The organism is Microbacterium sp. FG3 (genome assembly GCF_057809335.1).
This window is the reverse complement of the sequence record NZ_JBMDJT010000018.1, coordinates 20769-38541: the sequence shown is the minus strand read 5'-3', so window position 1 is coordinate 38541 and position 17773 is coordinate 20769. Positions and strand designations below refer to the sequence as shown.

General features: G+C 72.4%; 19 protein-coding genes, 1 tRNA gene and 1 other RNA gene. 10 read left to right on the top strand and 11 right to left on the bottom strand.

What is annotated here, in order from left to right:
* The first annotated feature begins 8 nt into the window (after nt 1–8).
* From hisD to ACODR5_RS07925, 3 genes are read left to right on the top strand one after another with little or no spacing between them, the layout of a single operon-like run.
* Complete coding sequence (gene hisD / locus ACODR5_RS07935; protein WP_488983252.1) at nt 9–1337, top strand: histidinol dehydrogenase; 1329 nt, start codon at nt 9–11, stop codon at nt 1335–1337.
* A gap of 12 nt (nt 1338–1349) precedes the next feature.
* The gene (gene nrdR, locus ACODR5_RS07930; RefSeq protein ID WP_449854542.1) at nt 1350–1847 is read left to right on the top strand and encodes a transcriptional regulator NrdR; all 498 of its coding nucleotides are present in this window, start codon (nt 1350–1352) and stop codon (nt 1845–1847) included.
* Between the two features lie 3 nt (nt 1848–1850).
* Entirely contained in the window at nt 1851–2870 is a 1020-nt protein-coding gene (locus ACODR5_RS07925) for a quinone-dependent dihydroorotate dehydrogenase (RefSeq protein WP_488983251.1), read from the top strand.
* Between the two features lie 220 nt (nt 2871–3090).
* Here ACODR5_RS07925 and ACODR5_RS07920 read toward each other — a convergent pair whose 3' ends face one another.
* The gene (locus ACODR5_RS07920; protein ID WP_460816578.1) at nt 3091–3651 is read right to left on the bottom strand and encodes a DUF3043 domain-containing protein; all 561 of its coding nucleotides are present in this window, start codon (nt 3649–3651) and stop codon (nt 3091–3093) included.
* Between the two features lie 68 nt (nt 3652–3719).
* Here ACODR5_RS07920 and ACODR5_RS07915 point away from each other — a divergent pair, with 68 nt between their 5' ends.
* From ACODR5_RS07915 to ctaF, 5 genes are all read left to right on the top strand, one after another.
* Nucleotides 3720–5114, top strand: a complete 1395-nt coding sequence (locus ACODR5_RS07915; protein WP_449854539.1) for a dipeptidase — start codon at nt 3720–3722, stop codon at nt 5112–5114.
* Between the two features lie 111 nt (nt 5115–5225).
* Nucleotides 5226–5591, top strand: coding sequence for an iron-sulfur cluster insertion protein ErpA (gene erpA, locus ACODR5_RS07910; protein WP_449854538.1), 366 nt, complete (start codon nt 5226–5228; stop codon nt 5589–5591).
* Nucleotides 5592–5749: 158 nt separating this feature from the next.
* On the top strand, nt 5750–6658 hold the full coding sequence (gene ctaC / locus ACODR5_RS07905) for an aa3-type cytochrome oxidase subunit II (protein ID WP_449854537.1): 909 nt from the start codon (nt 5750–5752) through the stop codon (nt 6656–6658).
* A gap of 5 nt (nt 6659–6663) precedes the next feature.
* A complete protein-coding gene (gene ctaD / locus ACODR5_RS07900) occupies nt 6664–8412 on the top strand; it encodes an aa3-type cytochrome oxidase subunit I (RefSeq protein WP_460816577.1) in 1749 nt (582 codons plus the stop codon).
* 4 nt (nt 8413–8416) lie between these two features.
* Nucleotides 8417–8857, top strand: a complete 441-nt coding sequence (ctaF, locus tag ACODR5_RS07895) for an aa3-type cytochrome oxidase subunit IV (protein ID WP_449854535.1) — start codon at nt 8417–8419, stop codon at nt 8855–8857.
* A 76-nt stretch (nt 8858–8933) separates the two neighbouring features.
* On the opposite strand, the gene ACODR5_RS07890 is transcribed toward ctaF, so the two are convergent.
* From ACODR5_RS07890 to ACODR5_RS07880, 3 genes are read right to left on the bottom strand one after another with little or no spacing between them, the layout of a single operon-like run.
* Nucleotides 8934–10394, bottom strand: coding sequence for an MFS transporter (locus tag ACODR5_RS07890; RefSeq protein ID WP_460816575.1), 1461 nt, complete (start codon nt 10392–10394; stop codon nt 8934–8936).
* Nucleotides 10391–11725 carry a M20/M25/M40 family metallo-hydrolase gene (locus ACODR5_RS07885; protein ID WP_449854533.1) on the bottom strand — a complete coding sequence of 445 codons (1335 nt, stop codon included), beginning with the start codon at nt 11723–11725 and terminating at the stop codon, nt 10391–10393. The genes ACODR5_RS07890 and ACODR5_RS07885 overlap by 4 nt, the downstream gene beginning before the upstream one ends.
* Complete coding sequence (locus ACODR5_RS07880; protein WP_449854532.1) at nt 11722–12381, bottom strand: SIMPL domain-containing protein; 660 nt, start codon at nt 12379–12381, stop codon at nt 11722–11724. The genes ACODR5_RS07885 and ACODR5_RS07880 overlap by 4 nt, the downstream gene beginning before the upstream one ends.
* Nucleotides 12382–12658: 277 nt before the next feature.
* On the opposite strand from ACODR5_RS07880, the gene ssrA reads away from it, so the two are divergent.
* Nucleotides 12659–13029, top strand: a transfer-messenger RNA (tmRNA) gene (ssrA, locus tag ACODR5_RS07875).
* A 58-nt stretch (nt 13030–13087) separates the two neighbouring features.
* Here ssrA and ACODR5_RS07870 read toward each other — a convergent pair.
* The 6 genes from ACODR5_RS07870 to ACODR5_RS07845 all read right to left on the bottom strand — a co-directional run bounded on the left by ACODR5_RS07870 (nt 13088) and on the right by ACODR5_RS07845 (nt 16946).
* On the bottom strand, nt 13088–13366 hold the full coding sequence (locus tag ACODR5_RS07870) for a hypothetical protein (protein WP_449854531.1): 279 nt from the start codon (nt 13364–13366) through the stop codon (nt 13088–13090).
* Nucleotides 13367–13371: 5 nt separating this feature from the next.
* A complete protein-coding gene (locus tag ACODR5_RS07865) occupies nt 13372–14820 on the bottom strand; it encodes a phytoene desaturase family protein (protein WP_449854530.1) in 1449 nt (482 codons plus the stop codon).
* 49 nt (nt 14821–14869) lie between these two features.
* Nucleotides 14870–15475 carry a hypothetical protein gene (locus ACODR5_RS07860; protein WP_449854518.1) on the bottom strand — a complete coding sequence of 202 codons (606 nt, stop codon included), beginning with the start codon at nt 15473–15475 and terminating at the stop codon, nt 14870–14872.
* Nucleotides 15472–16290 (bottom strand): inositol monophosphatase family protein, encoded by an 819-nt coding sequence (locus ACODR5_RS07855; RefSeq protein ID WP_449854517.1) that lies wholly within the window; start codon nt 16288–16290, stop codon nt 15472–15474. The genes ACODR5_RS07860 and ACODR5_RS07855 overlap by 4 nt, the downstream gene beginning before the upstream one ends.
* A gap of 164 nt (nt 16291–16454) precedes the next feature.
* A tRNA-Lys gene (locus ACODR5_RS07850) sits at nt 16455–16530 on the bottom strand.
* Between the two features lie 164 nt (nt 16531–16694).
* Complete coding sequence (locus ACODR5_RS07845; protein WP_449854516.1) at nt 16695–16946, bottom strand: DUF6458 family protein; 252 nt, start codon at nt 16944–16946, stop codon at nt 16695–16697.
* 140 nt (nt 16947–17086) lie between these two features.
* Here ACODR5_RS07845 and ACODR5_RS07840 point away from each other — a divergent pair, with 140 nt between their 5' ends.
* Nucleotides 17087–17398, top strand: coding sequence for a helix-turn-helix domain-containing protein (locus tag ACODR5_RS07840; protein WP_449854515.1), 312 nt, complete (start codon nt 17087–17089; stop codon nt 17396–17398).
* 60 nt (nt 17399–17458) lie between these two features.
* On the opposite strand, the gene ACODR5_RS07835 is transcribed toward ACODR5_RS07840, so the two are convergent.
* Nucleotides 17459–17758, bottom strand: coding sequence for a hypothetical protein (locus ACODR5_RS07835; protein WP_449854514.1), 300 nt, complete (start codon nt 17756–17758; stop codon nt 17459–17461).
* Nucleotides 17759–17773 lie beyond the last annotated feature (15 nt).

Sequence of the window (17773 nt, the reverse complement as noted above, 5' to 3'; positions counted from 1 at the left end):
ACCACCTGATGCGCACGATCGATCTGCGCGGCCGTCGCCTGAACACGGCCGATCTGCTCGCCGCCGTCCCGCGCGCCACCGCGGCGCGGGCGGCGGCGCTGCAGGCGGCCGCCGAGATCGTCGAGGACGTCCGCGCGCGGGGCGAGCAGTCGCTGCGCGAGCAGGCCGAGCGCTTCGACGGCGTGACGGGCCACGCGGTGCGGGTGCCGGCCGAGCACATCGCCGACGCCGTCGCCGGGCTCGACCCCGAGGTCCACGCCGCGCTCGAGGAGTCGATCCGCCGCGTGCGCGAGGCCTCGGCCGCGCAGATCCCGCCCACGCGCGTCACCGAGCTCGCGCCCGGCGCGCGCGTCACACAGCGCTGGCAGCCCGTCGGGCGCGTCGGCGTGTACGTGCCGGGCGGCAAGGCCGTGTACCCGTCCAGCGTGGTCATGAACGTCGTGCCCGCGCAGGTCGCGGGCGTGCGCAGCATCGCGCTCGCCTCGCCGCCGCAGGCCGACGCCGAGGGTCGCGTGCACCCGACGATCCTCGCCGCGGCCGGCCTGCTCGGCGTCACCGAGGTCTACGCGATGGGCGGCGCCGGGGCGATCGGCGCGCTCGCGCACGGCGTCGCGACGCTCGGCCTCGAGCCCGTCGACACCGTCACCGGTCCCGGCAACAACTTCGTCGCGGCGGCCAAGCGTGCCGTCGCCGGCGTCGTGGGAGTCGACTCCGAGGCCGGTGCCACCGAGATCCTCATCGTCGCCGACGACACGGCCGACGCGCGCCTGATCGCGTACGACCTCGTGAGCCAGGCCGAGCACGACGAGCAGGCCTCGGCGGTGCTCGTGACCGCGTCCGCGGACCTCGCGCGCGCCGTCGATGCGGCGGTGGAGCAGGTCGCCGCGGCCACCCGGCACCGCGAGCGGGTCGCCGCCGCGCTGGCGGGGGAGCAGTCGGCCATCGTGCTCGTCGACGATGCGGCCGCGGCCGAGGCGTTCAGCAACGCGTACGCGCCGGAGCACCTCGAGCTGCACCTCGCCGACGCCGCCGAGGCGGCGTCGCGCTACACGAGCGCGGGCGCGCTGTTCCTCGGCCCCTATGCGCCGGTGAGCCTCGGCGACTACCTCGCGGGATCGAATCACGTGCTGCCGACGGGCGGCCAGGCCCGCTACGCGGCGGGCCTGGGCGCGCAGACGTTCCTGCGTCCGCAGCAGGTCATCGAGTACGACCGCGACGCCCTCGCCGAGGTGAGCGACCGCATCGTCGCGCTCGCGGCGTCCGAGGCGCTTCCCGGCCACGGCGACGCCGTCGTGGCGCGCTTCGCGTCCGGCGACGTCGCAGGCTCCGCCGCGTAAGCTGGCCCGGCTATGCACTGTCCCTTCTGCCGCCACGCCGACTCCCGCGTCATCGACTCCCGCACGAGCGATGACGGCCTCTCCATCCGCCGTCGGCGCCAGTGCCCGCAGTGCGGCAAGCGCTTCTCGACGATCGAGACCGCGTCGCTCAACGTCATCAAGCGCTCCGGCGCGGTCGAGCCGTTCAGCCGCGACAAGGTGATGGCGGGCGTGCGCAAGGCGTGCCAGGGGCGTCCCGTGACGGACGCCGATCTGGCCGTGCTCGCCCAGAAGGTGGAGGAGGCCGTGCGGCAGACGGGCCTGAGCCAGATCGACGCGAACGAGATCGGCCTGGCCACGCTCGGCCCGCTCCGCGAGCTCGACGAGGTCGCCTACCTGCGGTACGCGAGCGTCTACCAGGCGTTCGAATCGCTCGAGGACTTCGAGGCGGCCATCGCCGACCTGCGCGCCGATCACGCCGGAGTCGGCGCGCACACCGCGGGCGGGGCCGACCAGGGCGCGGGGGCCTGACGCGTGTACCCGCTGCTGTTCCGCGCGTTCCTGTCGCGCCTCGACCCCGAGACGGCCCACCACCTGGCCATGGCCGTGATCCGCGTGCTCGGCTCCCGCCCGCTCGCGCCGATCGTGCGCTCCTTCACCCGGCCCGATCCGTCCCTGGCCGTCGACGCGCTCGGCGTGCGGTTCCCGTCGCCGTTCGGCGTCGCCGCCGGGTTCGACAAGAACGCGGTCGGCGTGCGCGGCCTCGATGCCCTCGGCTTCGGCCACGTCGAGATCGGCACGGTCACCGCGATCCCGCAGGACGGCAACCCCCGCCCGCGTCTGTTCCGCCTCGTTCCCGACCGCGCCGTCGTGAACCGCATGGGCTTCAACAACCGGGGCGCCCGGGCCGCCGCCCGGCGCCTTGCGCGACTGCGCCGCGGGCGAGCGGTCGTCGGGGCCAACATCGGCAAGAGCCGCGTCGTCGACGTCGAGCACGCGACGGCGGACTACGTCGCCAGCGCGACGATGCTCGCGCCGCTCGCCGACTACCTCGCGGTGAACGTCTCCTCGCCCAACACCCCGGGCCTGCGCGGGCTGCAGGCCGTCGAGACGCTGCGCCCCCTGCTCCAGGCCGTCAAGGCGGCCGCGGGCCGGACCCCGCTGCTCGTCAAGATCGCGCCCGACCTCCCGGACGACGAGGTCACGGCCGTGACCCGACTCGCGGTGGATCTGGGCCTGGCGGGCATCATCGCGACGAACACGACGATCGCGCGCGAGGGACTGCTCACCGACGCGGGCGTCGTCGAGGCCGCCGGTGCCGGCGGGCTCTCGGGCGCGCCCCTCAAGGCGCGCGCGCTCGAGGTGCTGCGCCTCATCCGGGCCGCGGCACCCGATCCGGCGTTCTGCGTCGTCTCGGTCGGCGGCATCGAGACCGCCGAGGACGTGCGCGAGCGCCTGGCCGCGGGCGCGACCCTCACGCAGGGCTACACGGCGTTCCTCTACCGCGGCCCGCTCTGGGCCCGCGAGATCAACCGCGCCCTCGCCCGCCCTTAAGTCCGCAAGTCTGTGCCAAGTCCGCGCGTGCGTCCGCCCGGACTCAGCACAGACTTGCGGACATGCACCGAGCCCTGCGACGGCGCCGCGAAGCGGCCCCGGAGCGTGCGGGCGCGAGTGCGCCCGCCGTCACGCCGGATGGCGCGGAGCGCCCTCCCGAGCCCGCCAGGGCGCGCCGTCAGGCGTGCCCGCAGCGTGCGAGACACGTGACACGGATGACTCAGGCCGGGTACTCGCCGCGCTTCACCTGCGGCTTCGGCAGGCGCATCCAGCGCATCTGCACGGAGCGCATCGCGGCGTACCAGCCGAGGCCCTTCTCGCGCCGGTCCTTGCCGAACTTCTCGGCGGCCTTCTTCTTGACGGTGTTCGAGAGGATCACCATGTCGCCGACCGTGAAGAGCACGAACACCCAGAGGCCGATCATGCCGTAGTACTGGAACTGGATCGGCAGGAACATCGTGACGATCAGCACGATGATGAGGGCCGGCATGAGCAGCTCGCCGAGGTGCCAGCCGGCGTCGGTGTAGTCGCGCACCCAGCGGCGCTGCGGGCCCTTGTCGCGGGGCTGCAGGTAGCGCTCCTCGCCGTTGGCCATGCCGACGCGGGCGCGGTCCTGGCGCTCGCGCAGCTCGGCGCGGGCGCGCTTGCGCGCCTCCTTCGTGTTGGCGACGAGCGGGCGGCGGTTGGCGGCCTCGCGCTCGGCGCGGGACGGGGTGGGACGGCCCTTGCCGACGGTCGTCATCGACGCGTCGTCGCCGGCGGACGCGGGGGTGTTGGCCACGGGGAGCACCTCGGATCGTTCGGGGGCCGCGCGCGGAGGGGCACGGCATGCCGATCTAGGATACCCGCATGACCTCCACGCCCACCCCGGACCAGCAGCTCGTCGAATCGGCGGAAGGAGGGATCCCCGCGGCGCTCGCCGACCTCGGGCGCCTCGTGCGCATCCCCGGCATCGCGTGGCCCGCCTTCGATCAGGATCAGCTCGTGCGCAGCGCCGACGAGATCGCCCGGCTCGCGCGCGAGACCGGCGTCTTCGACGAGGTGCGCATCCACCGCGCGGCCATCCCCGGCACGGACGAGGTGGGCCAGCCCGGTGTGCTCGCCACGCGCGCGGCCCGCAACGGCCGCCCGACCGTCATGCTCTACGCCCACCACGACGTGCAGCCCCCGGGAGACGACGCGCTCTGGGAGACGCCGCCGTTCGAGCCGACCGTGCGCGACGGCCGCCTCTACGGGCGCGGCGCCGCCGACGACAAGGCCGGGGTGATGGCGCACATCGCCTCGCTGCGCGCCCTGCGCGAGACCTACGGCGACGACCTCGACCTCGGGATCGTCCTCTACATCGAGGGCGAGGAGGAGTTCGGCTCGCGCTCGTTCACGCAGTTCCTCGAGGACAACGCCGAGGCGATGCGCTCGGACGTCATCGTCGTCGCCGACTCCGGCAACTGGGACTCCGAGACGCCGGCCGTCACGGTGTCGCTGCGCGGCAACGCGAAGTTCCACCTCACGGTGCGCACGCTCGATCACGCCTCGCACTCGGGCATGTTCGGGGGAGCGGTGCCCGACGCGATGCTCGCGACCATCAAGATGCTCTCCTCCCTGTGGGACGAGAACGGCGCGGTGGCGGTCGAGGGCCTCACGGCGCGCGATGCCGAGACACCCGAGTACGGCGAGGACACGTTGCGCGAGGAGACGGGGCTGCTCGAGGGCGTGCGCCCGATCGGCGACGGCACGATCCTGTCGCGCATCTGGAACAAGCCGTCGATCACGGTCACCGGCATCGACCACACGAGCGTCGCCGCCGCGTCGAACACGCTCTCGCCCGAGGTGACCGTGGTCGTGAGCGCCCGCGTGGCGCCGGGACAGGACGCGCGGGCCGCCTACGAGGCCATCAAGGCGCACCTCGAGGCGCACAACGCCTTCGGCGCGCAGCTCACCTTCGGCGAGGTCGACTGCGGCGACGGCTTCCTCGTCGACACGAGCGGATGGGCCGTGCAGGCGGCGCGCGACGCGATGCGCGACGGCTACGGCAAGGATCCCGTGGACTACGGCGTGGGCGGATCGATCCCGTTCATCGCCGATCTCGTGCAGCGCTACCCGGGCGCGCAGATCCTCGTGACGGGCGTGGAGGACCCGCACTCGCGCGCGCACAGCCCGAACGAGTCGCTGCACCTCGACACGTTCCGACACGCCGTGATCAGCGAGACGCTGCTGCTCGGGCGCATGAACGCCCGCGAGGCCTGAGCCGCCGAGCAAGACGGCGGCCGCGCGGCGCCATCCGCCGCCGCCGCGGTTAGAATCGAACAAGCTCGCCCCGTGCCGTCCGTCGGCGGGGCCCGATAGGAGGAGAGCGTCATGACCGACACGACCCTGACCGCCGACACCGCCGCCCCCGCCCACGGCGTGGGCCTCACCGAGGCGGCCGCCGCCAAGGTGAAGAGCCTGCTCGAGCAGGAGGGCCGCGACGACCTGCGCCTGCGCGTCGCCGTGCAGCCCGGCGGCTGCTCCGGCCTCATCTACCAGCTCTACTTCGACGAGCGCTACCTCGAGGGCGACGAGACCGTCGACTTCGACGGCGTCGAGGTGATCGTCGACAACATGTCGGTGCCGTACCTCGACGGCGCGAAGATCGACTTCAAGGACACGATCTCGGAGCAGGGGTTCACGATCGACAACCCCAACGCCTCGGGCTCCTGCGCCTGCGGCGACAGCTTCCACTGATCCGCCCTGCGAACGGCCCCGCCACCACCGCTGCGGGGCCGTTCGGCGTACCCGCAGCACGCCACGCGCGAGGGCGCCCCGCTGGGAGTGTGGCCGGAATCCCGTGTGCGCTTGCCCTAGACTGGCAGGTGCCCCATCCACGTTCGAAAGGTGAATTCGTGCCCTCGAAACGCCGCATCCGCTGGGCAGCGATCCCCGTCGCCGCAGCCACCGTCGCCACGCTCGCCGCGTGCTCGCCCACGGAGCTGCACGGCTACCTCCCCGGCTTCGTGGAGGACGGGCCTGCCACCACCAACCAGACCGAGGGAATCGCCTCGCTCTGGGTCGGGTCGTGGATCGCCGCGCTCGTCGTGGGCCTCATCACCTGGGGCCTCATGCTCTGGGCGATGATCGTCTACCGCCGACGCAAGGGCCAGACGGGCCTGCCGGTGCAGCTGCGGTACAACATGCCGATCGAGATCTTCTTCACGACGGTGCCGCTCATCCTGGTGCTCGGCCTGTTCGCCTTCACGGCGCGCGAGCAGACCAAGGTCGAGACGCCCTGGGCCGAGGACGAGGTCGACGTGGAGATCACCGCGATCGCCAAGCAGTGGGCGTGGGACTTCCAGTACGACGGCGACGAGGAGGACAACTCCGACGCCGTGTGGACGATGGGCATCCAGGCGCAGCCCGACGCGAACGGCAACATCGATCAGGAGCAGCTGCCGACGCTCGTGCTGCCGGTCGACAAGAAGGTGACGATCGACCTCGAGTCGCGTGATGTCATCCACTCGTTCTGGATCATCGACTTCCTGTACAAGAAGGACATGTACATCGGCCACGACAACTCGTGGTCCTTCATTCCCACCCGCGAGGGCACGTACGCCGGCAAGTGCGCCGAGCTGTGCGGCGAGTACCACTCGATGATGCTGTTCAACGTCGAGGTCGTGAGCGAGGCCGAGTACGAGGCGTACCTCGACGAGCTCGAGGCCAAGGGCCAGACCGGCGACATCAACGAGGCGTACGACCGCCTGGGCAACGCGCCGGGCACCGGCGCGCAGAGCGACGACGAGGAAGAGAGCCACTGAGCACCATGGCGACGAGCACCCTTCAGGAGCAGACTCCCGTCCTGCCGGCCCGACAGGCCGCCCTGCTCAGCGGATCCCGCGTCGAGCAGAAGGGCAACATCGTGGTCAAGTGGATCACCTCCACCGACCACAAGACGATCGGGTACATGTACCTCATCGCGTCGATGCTGTTCTTCTGCCTCGGCGGCGTCATGGCACTGCTGATCCGCGCCGAGCTGTTCGCGCCGGGCATGCAGATCATCCCGACCAAGGAGCAGTACAACCAGCTGTTCACGATGCACGGCACCGTGATGCTGCTGATGTTCGCGACGCCGCTGTTCGCGGGCTTCGCCAACGTCATCCTGCCGCTGCAGATCGGCGCGCCCGACGTGGCGTTCCCGCGCCTGAACGCCTTCGCCTTCTGGCTGTTCGCGTTCGGCTCGCTCATCGCCGTGGCCGGCTTCCTCACCCCGCAGGGCGCCGCGTCGTTCGGCTGGTTCGCGTATCAGCCGCTCGCCAATGCGTCGTTCACACCAGGGTTCGGCGGCAACATGTGGATGCTGGGCCTCGGCATCTCGGGCTTCGGAACCATCTTCGGCGCGGTGAATTTCATCACGACGATCATCACGATGCGTGCGCCCGGCATGACGATGTGGCGCATGCCGATCTTCACGTGGAACACGCTCATCACGAGCCTGCTCATCCTCATCGCGTTCCCCGTGCTCGCCGCCGCGATCCTCGCGGCCGCCGCCGACCGCGTCCTCGGCGCGCACATCTACGACCCGGCCAACGGCGGCGTGCTGCTGTGGCAGCACCTGTTCTGGTTCTTCGGCCACCCCGAGGTGTACATCATCGCGCTGCCGTTCTTCGGCATCGTGTCGGAGATCTTCCCGGTCTTCAGCCGCAAACCGATCTTCGGCTACAAGACGCTCGTGTACGCGACCATCGCGATCGCCGCGCTGTCGGTGTCGGTCTGGGCGCACCACATGTACGTCACGGGCGCGGTGCTGCTGCCGTTCTTCGCGCTCATGACGATGCTCATCGCGGTGCCGACGGGCGTGAAGATCTTCAACTGGATCGGCACGATGTGGCGCGGCTCGATCACGTTCGAGACGCCCATGGTGTTCGCGCTCGGCTTCCTCGTGTCGTTCGTCTTCGGCGGTCTGACCGGCGTCATCCTGTCGTCGCCGCCGCTGGACTTCCAGCTGTCCGACTCGTACTTCGTGGTGGCGCACTTCCACTACGTGGTGTTCGGCACGGTCGTGTTCGCGATGTTCGCCGGGTTCTACTTCTGGTGGCCGAAGTGGACGGGTCGCATGCTGAACGAGCGGCTCGGCTACGTGCACTTCTGGATGCTGTTCATCGGCTTCCACATGACCTTCCTCATCCAGCACTGGCTGGGCGTGGACGGCATGGTGCGCCGCTACGCCGACTACTCGGAGGCCGACGGCTGGACCTGGCAGAACCAGCTGTCCACCATCGGTGCGGTCATCCTGGGCGCCTCGCTCATCCCGTTCTTCCTGAACGTGTGGATCACCGCCCGCAAGGCGCCGAAGGTCACGGTCAACGACCCGTGGGGCTACGGCGGATCGCTCGAATGGGCCACCAGCTGCCCGCCGCCGCGCCACAACTTCACGTCGATCCCGCGCATCCGCAGCGAGCGCCCCGCGTTCGACCTGAACCACGGCGAGGCGCCCGTCCCGGTGGGCGTGGGCCCGGCGAAGGACGCGCCCGACGCGCCCACGGTGGATCTGTCCGACGGAGAGGTGAAGTAAGGCCATGCGCTCCAACGTCGTCATCTGGTGGCTGCTGACAGCCTTCTTCGCCCTCGCGTTCTCGGTCTACGCGATCTGGGACCTGCTCGACAACCCGCGCGGCCTGCCCTGGTACCAGGCGGTGGACTGGACGGGCGGCACGGCGCTGCTGTTCTCGGCGTTCATGTCGGCGCTCGTCGCCTTCTACGTGCAGCTCGTGCACCGCGGCCAGAAGGGCGTGGAGCTGCCGGAGGACCGCCTCGACGCCGACATCGACGACGGCGAGACCGAGCTGGGCGAGTTCAGCCCGTGGTCGTGGTGGCCCATCATGCTCGCGGGCGCCGCGGCGCTCGGCGCGCTGTCGCTCGCGGTCGGCATCTTCCTGCTGCCGTTCGCGGTCGCGCTGCTGGCCGTCTCGATCGTCGGCTGGGTGTACGAGTACTACCGCGGCAACTTCGCCCGCTGACGCGCAACGCAGCCTCGCACGAGGGCCCGGATCCACACGGATCCGGGCCCTCGGCGTTCCGACCCGGTGTCGGTGCTCAGGCGACGGGGACGTCGGCCCGCGCGTCGGTGAACGCCTGCCGGGGCACGAGGAGCAGCGCGCCGGCCGCCGCGAGGGCGGTCACGCCGCACACGAGCCACACGGTCACATAGCCGGCGAACGAACCGGCCGTGCCCCCGGCGGCGCCGGTGGCTCCGTTCAGCAGCGCGATGCCGAAGACGCACGAGGCCACCGCGCCGCCGACGGTCTTGACGGAATTGGTCAGTCCCGTCGCGACGCCGGTCTGCGTGTGCGGTGCGGCGGCCGCCGCCGCGGCGGGCAGTGCCGCGACGAGGGCGCCCGAGCCGAGGCCCACCAGGAGCATGTTGGCCGTGACCTGCAGGTACGTGGCGTGGGAGGGCAGGAACAGCAGGAAGCCGACGCCCACGCACAGTGCCGCCAGCACGAGGGCGGTGCGCGGCGTGATGAGGCGCGCGACCAGCGGGTAGGTCAGCGCGCCCATGATCATGGCGATCAGGTAGAACCCGATCAGCAGCGAGGTCGTGAATCCGGCGGTGCCGAGCCCGTAGCCGTAGACCTCCGGATCGGTCCGCGCGAAGGTCGACAGGGGCGCCTGGGCGCCGAGCACGCTCACCCCGAACAGGCCGGCGGTGAGGAAGACCGGCCACAGGGCGGGGTCGCGGAACATGCGCACGTCGATCAGCGGGTCGTCCTGGCGCAGCTCCCACCGCGCGAACGGCACGAGCAGCAGGGCGCCGACGGCCAGCACGCCCCAGGCGAGGGCGTCGCCCACGCCGCCCAGCCGCAGCAGACTCAGCCCGCCCGTGATCGCGAGGAGGGCGAGCGAGACGAGCACGAGGCCGGTGGTGTCGAAGCGCCCGCCGGCCGGGTACGGCGATTCCGTGACGCCGAAGAGGATGACGAAGAAGCACGCCACGACGGCGACGGCGGGGACGAGCAGCACGATCCACAGCGGGATCGCGTCGACGAGCGCGCCGCCCGCGAGCGCGCCGACGATGGCGCCGCCCTCGAGCGCGGTCACGAGGATGCCGGCCGCCCGCGCCGTGAGCACGGACGCGGATCCCTCGCCCGTGCGCGCCACGACCGCTCGCGCCCGCGACCAGATGAGCGCCACCTCGAGCGGCAGCCACACCACGTAGAAGCCCTGCAGGGCCCACGCGACGAGGAACACGCCGAACGCGTCGGTGAACGGCAGCGCGAGCGAGGCGGCGGCGGTCAGCGCCGTCGAGATGAGCAGCATGCGCTTGTGCCCGATCATGTCGCCGAGCTTCGCGAACGCGGGCACCACGAGCGCCGAGAGCATGAGCTGCGAGCCCTCGAGCCAGTTCACGTCGGCGTCGTGCACGCCCAGGTGCCGCGCGATGTCCGTGAGCATGGGCGTGTAGTAGCCCTGGATGATGCCGCTCGTGAACTCCACGAACGCGAGGAAGCCGACGATGCCGACGAGCGGTCCCAGCCGCGTGCGGGCGGCGCTCACGACAGCCCCCGGATGAGGGCGACGTGGAAGTCGCGGCCGCGCTCGAGCGAGGCGATCTCGACGTGCTCGTCGGGGCCGTGGATCGAGGCCCGCTGGGTCGCCGACATCTCCAGCGGCGCGAAGCGGTACACCGCCGGCCAGCGCCGGTGGAAGTGACGGGCGTCGCTGGCCTGCATCATGAGGTACGGCACGACGAGAGCGTCGGGGAACGCCGCTTCGGCGGCGGCGCGCAGCGCGTCGAAGGCGGGACCGTCGGCGGGGGACTCGGGCGACGGGTCGCTGCCGTCCACCAGCTCGACCGTCACGCGGGGATCGCGGATCCGACGGCGCACGCGCCCGATGACGGAGCCGACCGTGTCGCCGGGAACGAGGCGCAGGTTGAACGTGGCGGTCGCCTCGGCGGGCAGCACGTTGTCGGCGCTGCCGCCGGACTGCCTGGTCGCGGCGATCGTCGTGCGCACGAGCGCCGCCGGCTCGGCGCCCATGCGGGCGAGGACCGGGCCGGCCAGGCGCGGGAACCGGGCCAGCAGGCGCACGCCGAGCCCGGCAGGACCGGTCGCGCGGGCGCCGAGCACGCCGAGCATGCGCGCGACGGTCGCCGGCGCGCGGGGCGGGAAGGTCGCCGCGTCGAGGCGCTCGACCGCGCGCGCCAGGCGCGAGATCGCGGTGTCGCCGCGCGGGGCCGACGCGTGCCCGCCGTCGCCCCGCACCCGCAGGCGCAGCGTCACGATGCCCTTCTCGCCGAGGCCGATCATGGCCGCTCGCCCCGGCACGAAGGGCAGCGGCGCGTCGACGACGGCGCCGCCCTCGTCGAGCACGAGCCACGGGGCGACGCCGCGCTCGGCCAGCGTGCGCGCGATCTCCTCGGCCGCGCCGCCGAAGACCTCCTCGTCGCCGCCGAACGACAGATAGACGTCGCGGGCGGGGGAGAAGCCCGCCGCCAGCAGGTGCTCGACCGCCTCGAGGACGACGAGCAGCGGGCCCTTGTCGTCCAGCGCGCCGCGGCCCCACACCCGTCCGTCGGCGACGCGGCCCTCGAACGGCGGCACGCTCCATCCCTCGCCCTCTCGGGCGGGAACGACGTCGACGTGCGCCATGAGCACGAGCGGATCGCGATCGCTCGCGCCGCGCCACCGGTACAGCAGCCCGAGCTCGCCGATCCGCTCGCGCTCGAGGCGCGTGTGCGCGAGCGGGTAGAGCTCCTCCAGCAGCGACGCGAACTCCTCGAAGCGGGAGCGTCCGCGGTCGGCGTGATCCGCGCTGACGGTGGGGATGCGGATCATCCGCGCCAGCCGATCGGCGATCGGCGAGGCGCCGCCGATCCCGCTCATGACCGCGCCGAGAATCGACCCTCGACGGTGGCCGAGACGACGATGTCCTCGGGCTCCAGCTCGACCGGCGGGGGAGCAGCGGCCGCGGCGCCGCGCGCCATCATCGCGCTCGCGAAGGGCTGCGGCGCGTCGCGCGAGAGCATGTCGTTGTCGGCGATCTCGACCGGGGTCACCTCGCCGTACCCGAGGGCGTCGGCATACGCCCTCGCCCGCTCGAGGGCGACGCCCACGGCCTCGGCCGCCGTCTCCCGCTCGACGCGCGAGCGCGTGTCGTCGGCGAGCCGCCAGCTGACCCCGTCGACCTGGATCTCGTCCATCTCGGCGAGCTCGCCGATCCAGCCCGAGAGCTCGGCGAAGTCGTCGAACGTCGCGCGGAACGCCACCGTGCCGTGGTGGACGGGGGGAAGCTGCCTGCCGTCCTTGTTCCACGGTCGGTTCGACCAGAAGTACGCGCGCTCGCTCGACCAGCGGACGAGCCGCTCGCCCTCCTCCAGCGAGGTCAGGCGAGTGCGCACGACGTCGGAGGACTGCGCCACCCGACGGGTGACCGTCGCGCGGTCCGCCCCGTCGGCGCGCACCTGCACGCTCACCACCGCGAGCTCCGGCGTGACCCGGCGCTGGGCCGTGCCCCGCACCGAGATGATGACATCGCCCACGTCGGGCTCCCTTCGTCGCGTGCCGCTGGGCCGAGGGTATCGCAGGGCCCCGGCGATCCCGCGCACCGGCGTGCGATCGCCCTCCGGTGTCCAGGGACCCGATCCGGAATCCGTCGGAATGGCGCGGTGGCGCGATGCGTTGTAGTCTGTGATGCTCGGATGTATCCGAGACCCGGCTCGCCGGGGCACACGCGCCGAGAGGCGCCGGCAGCGCACCTCGGTGCGGTGACAACTCCACAGCGTGCGATATGCGGTTCCCTTCGCGAGAAGGATCCACGGGGCTGATCGGTTTCGACAGTGCTTGTGAATCTGCGAGAAGCGGGCCGAGGATGCAGGGTTATCTCGTAAACGCCCCCTGCAAAAACAATAAGTGCCAACGCTAAGCGCACTGACTTCGCCCTCGCTGCCTAAGCGAGCCCGATAGTCCGTCAGACCGTGGGTGATCCCGACACGGATTCTGGCGTCATCTAGGGATCTTGCTGCGTGACGGTGTCGGGACGTCACGCGGGACTCTTCCTCGACTGGGCTCGTCGACCTATGTGTCTGTGCTGAAGGTCGGAGCCGAGCAGAACGCCTCCACAGACTGCGCCCGGAGAAGCCCCAGAGACTCAGCGCTGGACGGGGGTTCGATTCCCCCCAGCTCCACAGACCGCATCGCACCTGTGTCATCGAAGAGACCGCCCTCCGGGGCGGTCTCTTCGTCGTTTCAGGCCCGCCAGGCCGGCCGGTGCGCACGGTCCCAGGCGCGGCGATTGCGCACGCCGGTCACGATCATCACGATGCCGGCGACGAGCACGGCCACCCCGATGATCGGGAAGACGACCAGCGCGGCGCCGTTCTGCGCCACGAACGCGTCCCAGCCGCCACCGCCGAACACGAAGATCACGAACGGCATGATGCCGACCGCGGGGGACAGGGGGCAGATCGCGAGGATGCCGAGCACGATCCGTGCCACTCCGGGCTTGCGGGGAGCGTCGAGTTCCATCGGTCTCACCCTTCCTGCGGTCGCGGGCCCAGATCGGGCGCGGGGAGGTCGAACACGTCGCGCAGGGCCAGGCGGGCGGCGTTCCAGCCGCTCATGCCGTGCACCCCTCCGCCCGGGGCGGTCGACGACGAGCACAGGTACAGGCCCGGCACGGGCGTGCGCCAGGGGGCGTAGCCGGCCACGGGGCGCGCGAGCGTCTGCAGCGTCGTCATGGCGCCGCCGCCGATGTCGCCGCCGACGAGGTTCGGATCGAGTGCCTCCAGGGCGCCGGGGCCGGTGGCGGTGCGCGCGAGGACGACGTCGCGGAAGCCGGGCGCGTGCTCCTCGATCGCGCGGTCGATGAGGGCGGCCCCGTCGCCGTCCCAGCCATGCGGCACGTGGGCATAGGCCCACGCCGTGTGGTGGCCGGCGGGCGCGCGCCCTGCATCGAACAGCGAGGGCTGGGAGAGCAGCACGAAGGGCCGCTCGGGCAGGCGGCCGGCCGCCACGGCGGCCTCGGCGCGCGCGATCTCGCGGAGCGTCCCGCCCAGATGCACGGTGCCGGCCCGCCGCACGGCGTCGTCGCGCCACGGGATCGGGGCGGACAGCGCGAAGTCCACCTTGTAGGCGGCGGCGCCGTGCCGCCAGCGGCGCAGTGCGCGCCCATAGCGAGCGGGCAGCCGGGGCGCGGCGACGCGCAGCACGTCGCGCGGCACGAGGTCGAGCAGGATCGCGCGGGCGGGCGGAAGGTCGCGCAGGTCGTCGACCGGCGAGCCCGTGCGGATGACGCCGCCGTGCGCGAGCAGATCCGCGGCGAGCGCGTCGGCGATCGCCTGCGAGCCGCCGTGCGGGATCGGCCACCCCCGCGCATGCGCGTGCGCGGCGAGTGTGAGGCCGGCGCCGACCGACGCCAGTCGGGGGATCGGCGTGACGCCGTGCGCGAAGACCCCGGCGAGCAGGGCAGGGGCGGTCGCGCCGCGGAAGAGGGTGCCCGTCAGACCGAGCAGGTGGGGCGCGGCGGCCACGCCGAGCGCGGCGAAACCGCGCAGGGCGCCGAAGCGGGGCAGCAGCACGCCGCCGCTGGCCTCCGAGACCTCGTCGATCCGGTCCACGAGCGGGCCGAGCGTGCGACGCCACGCGCGGCCGTCGTTCCCGAGGGCGTCGACGGTCGCATCGAGCGAGCGGAAGGCCGCTCCCGTGCGTCCACCCGGCAGCGGGTGTGCGTACGAGACGTCCGGCACCGCGAACGCGACGCGCTCGGCCAGCCCGAACGCCCGGAAGAACGGCGAGCCCAGCGCCATCGGGTGCACGGCGGCGCCCATGTCGTGCCGGTAGCCGTCGGCCTCGCGGGTGCGGGCCGCGCCGCCCACCGCGTCGGCGCGCTCGTGCACCTCGACCGCGAGGCCCGCGCGCGCGAGCGTCACCGCGGCCGCGAGCCCGTTCGGGCCGGCCCCCACCACGATCGCGTCAGGCATCGCCTTCAGGATGGCATGACACGGGCCGTCGCGCCGGTCGTTGTGCGCCTCAGGCGGGCGGCCACGAGACGAGCACGAGGCTCTGCTTGGTGTCGGCGAGCGTGACCCAGCCGTCGCCGAAGCCGTAGGTCATGCCGTAGCCCTGGTCGTCCGTGGCGATGGCGTAGGCCGGGTCCTCGGTGAGGAACACGGCCCCGTCCTGCTCCTCGCGGATCCAGCCCTGCGTCTCCAGCTCGGCCTGCAGGGTGGCCGCGGTCTCGGCGTCGAGGGGCGCCCAGCCGAAGATCTGCACGTGATCGGTGGCGACGCTGTAGTCGCCCCACACGCACTGGATCCCCTCCGGCACCACGGTCGCGCCGATCCGGAACTCCTCCGGCTCGGCGCTCCACCCCACGCTCTCGAACTGATCCACGACTTCGGCGGGGATGATCGTCTCGCACGTCGGATCGGCAGCGGGCTCGGGCGTCTGCTGCCCGCCCTGCTCGTCGCCCTGCGGATCCGCGCCCTGCGGCTGCTCGGTGGCCGGCGGCGGCGTCGACGGCGCGGGGGCGGTCGGGGCGTCCTGCGCGCAGCCCGCGAGCGCGATCGCGACGGCCGCGACGCCGACGAGCACGGGCAGGGCGCGGCGTGCGGCCGCGGCTCGGCGGCGGCTCATGTGCTCGCTCCCCGCAGCACGCCCAGGATCGCGTCGTGCAGCAGGCCGTTGCTGGCGAGCGCCGACCCGGAGGCGATCGTCTCGTCGCCCTCGAAGGAGGTGAACCGGCCGCCCGCCTCGCGCACGATCGCGGCGGCGGCGGCGATGTCGTACTCCTTGACGTCGAACTCGCCGACGAACTCGATCCGGCCCTCGGCCAGCAGCATGTACGACCAGACGTCGCCGTAGGCGCGATCGCGCCAGACGCGCGACTGCAGCGCGAGCAGCGCGTCGAGTCGGCCCGCGTCGCGCCACTGAGCGAGGCTCTGGAAGCTGATGGAGGCGTCCTCGAGCGCGTCGACCCGCGAGACGCCGATGCGGCGGGCGCCGTCGGGCGCGCTCGTCCAGGCGCCCGCTCCCTCGGCGGCCCACCAGCGGCGCCCCATGGCGGGCATGCTCACGACGCCCAGGCGCACGGCGCCGTCGACCTCGAGCGCGATCATGGTGCCCCAGGCGGGGACGCCGCGCAGGTAGTTGGCCGTGCCGTCGATGGGATCGACGATCCAGCGGCGAGCGGCGGCGTCGCCCTCGCCGTACTCCTCGCCGAAGATGCCGTCGCCGGGCCGCTCGGCCGCCAGCAGCTCGCGGATCGCCCGCTCGGCGGCGAGATCGGCCTCGGTCACGTGGGTGCGATCCGCCTTGCGCCGCACATCCAGGTCGACCGCGTCGAAGCGCGCGAGCGTCTGCGCATCGGCGGCGTCCGCCAGGCGCAGGGCGAGCGCGAGGTCGTCGCTCGGATCGAACGCGGCGGGGGAGTCGGGATCGGGGGAGTCCACCGCTCAAGGCTACCCGGCGCGATATCACGGTCCGGGAACGTTCCGCCGCGAGACGGCTCCACTGCGCAGCCCTCTGCCGGAGAGAGGGGGCGCGGATCGCGTCACCCCGCCGTGGAAACGCGAATCCCCGGCGACCCTTTCGGGTCTGATCGGGGATTTCCGTGTGGTGCACCCCCAGGGACTTGAACCCTGAACCCACTGATTAAGAGTCAGTTGCTCTGCCGATTGAGCTAGAGGTGCGTTCCGGATCCGGGGCCTTTCGGCTTTCCGAACCGAGGATCGACTCTATCAGCTTCCCGGTGGGTTCGCCAATCGATCCGGGTGCCTCGCGCCTTCCGCACGTGGCGAGGTGGACCCCGCCATCCGGGGAGGGGGCGCTCCACCCGGACGACGGGGACCGTCGCTCACAGCGGGTCGGCGTCGGTGCGTCGCTCGGTCACGCGCGAGGCGCCACCCGTGTCGCCGACGGTGCGGGTCCGCTCGATCGAGGAGCGGCGGCGCAGCAGCAGGACGAGACCCACGACGAACACGACGACACCGGCACCCATCAGCAGGTAGCCGACGAAGTCGTCGTTCAGCCACGGCACGTCCAGCTCCAGCCCGAACGCCAGGATGGCGCCGAGGATGAACAGCACTACTCCGGTTCCGATACTCATGCCCCGAATGCTACGGGCGCTCCCCGGCGGCGTCATCGGGCTTGACATCGCCGCGGATACAGGGATGGAGCGAAGGGGTGGCGTATAATCTGGGGCATATGAGCGCCCGTGCCGCGCGTCGCGGTCTGAATGCTGGTGGCATGGGCGAACCGCACTCCCTCGCGGCGAAAAAGGTGGGCGCGCGCGTGGCGGAGCTGCGCCACCGCGCCGGCCTCAGCGCGAAGGCGCTCGCCGAATGCGCGGATCTCGACCTCACCCATCTGCAGCGCGTGGAACGGGGTCAGGCGAACCCGACGCTCATGACGCTCGTGCAGATCGCCGTCGCGCTCGAGGTCGATCCTGGCCTCCTCGTGCAGGGGATCGCGGCGGAGGAGCTGCAGGAGGGGCGTCTGCCGTACGGCCACACGCAGCGCGCGACGCGGCGGCGCCGCAGCTTCGTCTCGGAGCTCTGAGCGTCGGCGCCCCGGCCTGTCGCACAGGGACGGCCCGACGCGAGGGGAGCGCCGGACGGTTCACACGGTGAAGCGCCACAGGTACTCGGCGTCGGCGTCGAACCACGCGAGGGTGGTGACGGCGCTGGCGCGATCCACATCGCACAGGCACAGCTGCAGTGCCTCGCCGGGCCGCACGCGGCCCCAGCGCTCGGTGCGCGCGCGCCCGTGCTCGTCGCACAGGAAGACGCGGACGGCATCGGCGGGATCGCGGCCGCGGTGGCGCACGATCGGGTGCGCCGGATCGGCACGGTCGATGTGCCACGGCACGGGGTACGCACCTCGGCCGGGAGGCCGGCGGCGCCGGGGGAGCGGGAACATGAGGGCGACGCTAGG

Excerpts from the sequence above, each read along its gene's own strand:
- hisD (WP_488983252.1), top strand. The coding sequence starts at position 9 with ATGCGCACGATCGATCTGCGCGGCCGTCGCCTGAACACGGCCGATCTG.
- nrdR (WP_449854542.1), top strand. The coding sequence starts at position 1,350 with ATGCACTGTCCCTTCTGCCGCCACGCCGACTCCCGCGTCATCGACTCC.
- ACODR5_RS07915 (WP_449854539.1), top strand. The coding sequence starts at position 3,720 with ATGACCTCCACGCCCACCCCGGACCAGCAGCTCGTCGAATCGGCGGAA.
- erpA (WP_449854538.1), top strand. The coding sequence starts at position 5,226 with ATGACCGACACGACCCTGACCGCCGACACCGCCGCCCCCGCCCACGGC.
- ctaD (WP_460816577.1), top strand. The coding sequence starts at position 6,664 with ATGGCGACGAGCACCCTTCAGGAGCAGACTCCCGTCCTGCCGGCCCGA.
- ctaF (WP_449854535.1), top strand. The coding sequence starts at position 8,417 with ATGCGCTCCAACGTCGTCATCTGGTGGCTGCTGACAGCCTTCTTCGCC.
- ACODR5_RS07885 (WP_449854533.1), bottom strand. The coding sequence starts at position 11,725 with ATGAGCGGGATCGGCGGCGCCTCGCCGATCGCCGATCGGCTGGCGCGG.
- ACODR5_RS07870 (WP_449854531.1), bottom strand. The coding sequence starts at position 13,366 with ATGGAACTCGACGCTCCCCGCAAGCCCGGAGTGGCACGGATCGTGCTC.
- ACODR5_RS07865 (WP_449854530.1), bottom strand. The coding sequence starts at position 14,820 with ATGCCTGACGCGATCGTGGTGGGGGCCGGCCCGAACGGGCTCGCGGCC.
- ACODR5_RS07860 (WP_449854518.1), bottom strand. The coding sequence starts at position 15,475 with ATGAGCCGCCGCCGAGCCGCGGCCGCACGCCGCGCCCTGCCCGTGCTC.
- ACODR5_RS07845 (WP_449854516.1), bottom strand. The coding sequence starts at position 16,946 with ATGAGTATCGGAACCGGAGTAGTGCTGTTCATCCTCGGCGCCATCCTG.
- ACODR5_RS07840 (WP_449854515.1), top strand. The coding sequence starts at position 17,087 with ATGGGCGAACCGCACTCCCTCGCGGCGAAAAAGGTGGGCGCGCGCGTG.
- ACODR5_RS07835 (WP_449854514.1), bottom strand. The coding sequence starts at position 17,758 with ATGTTCCCGCTCCCCCGGCGCCGCCGGCCTCCCGGCCGAGGTGCGTAC.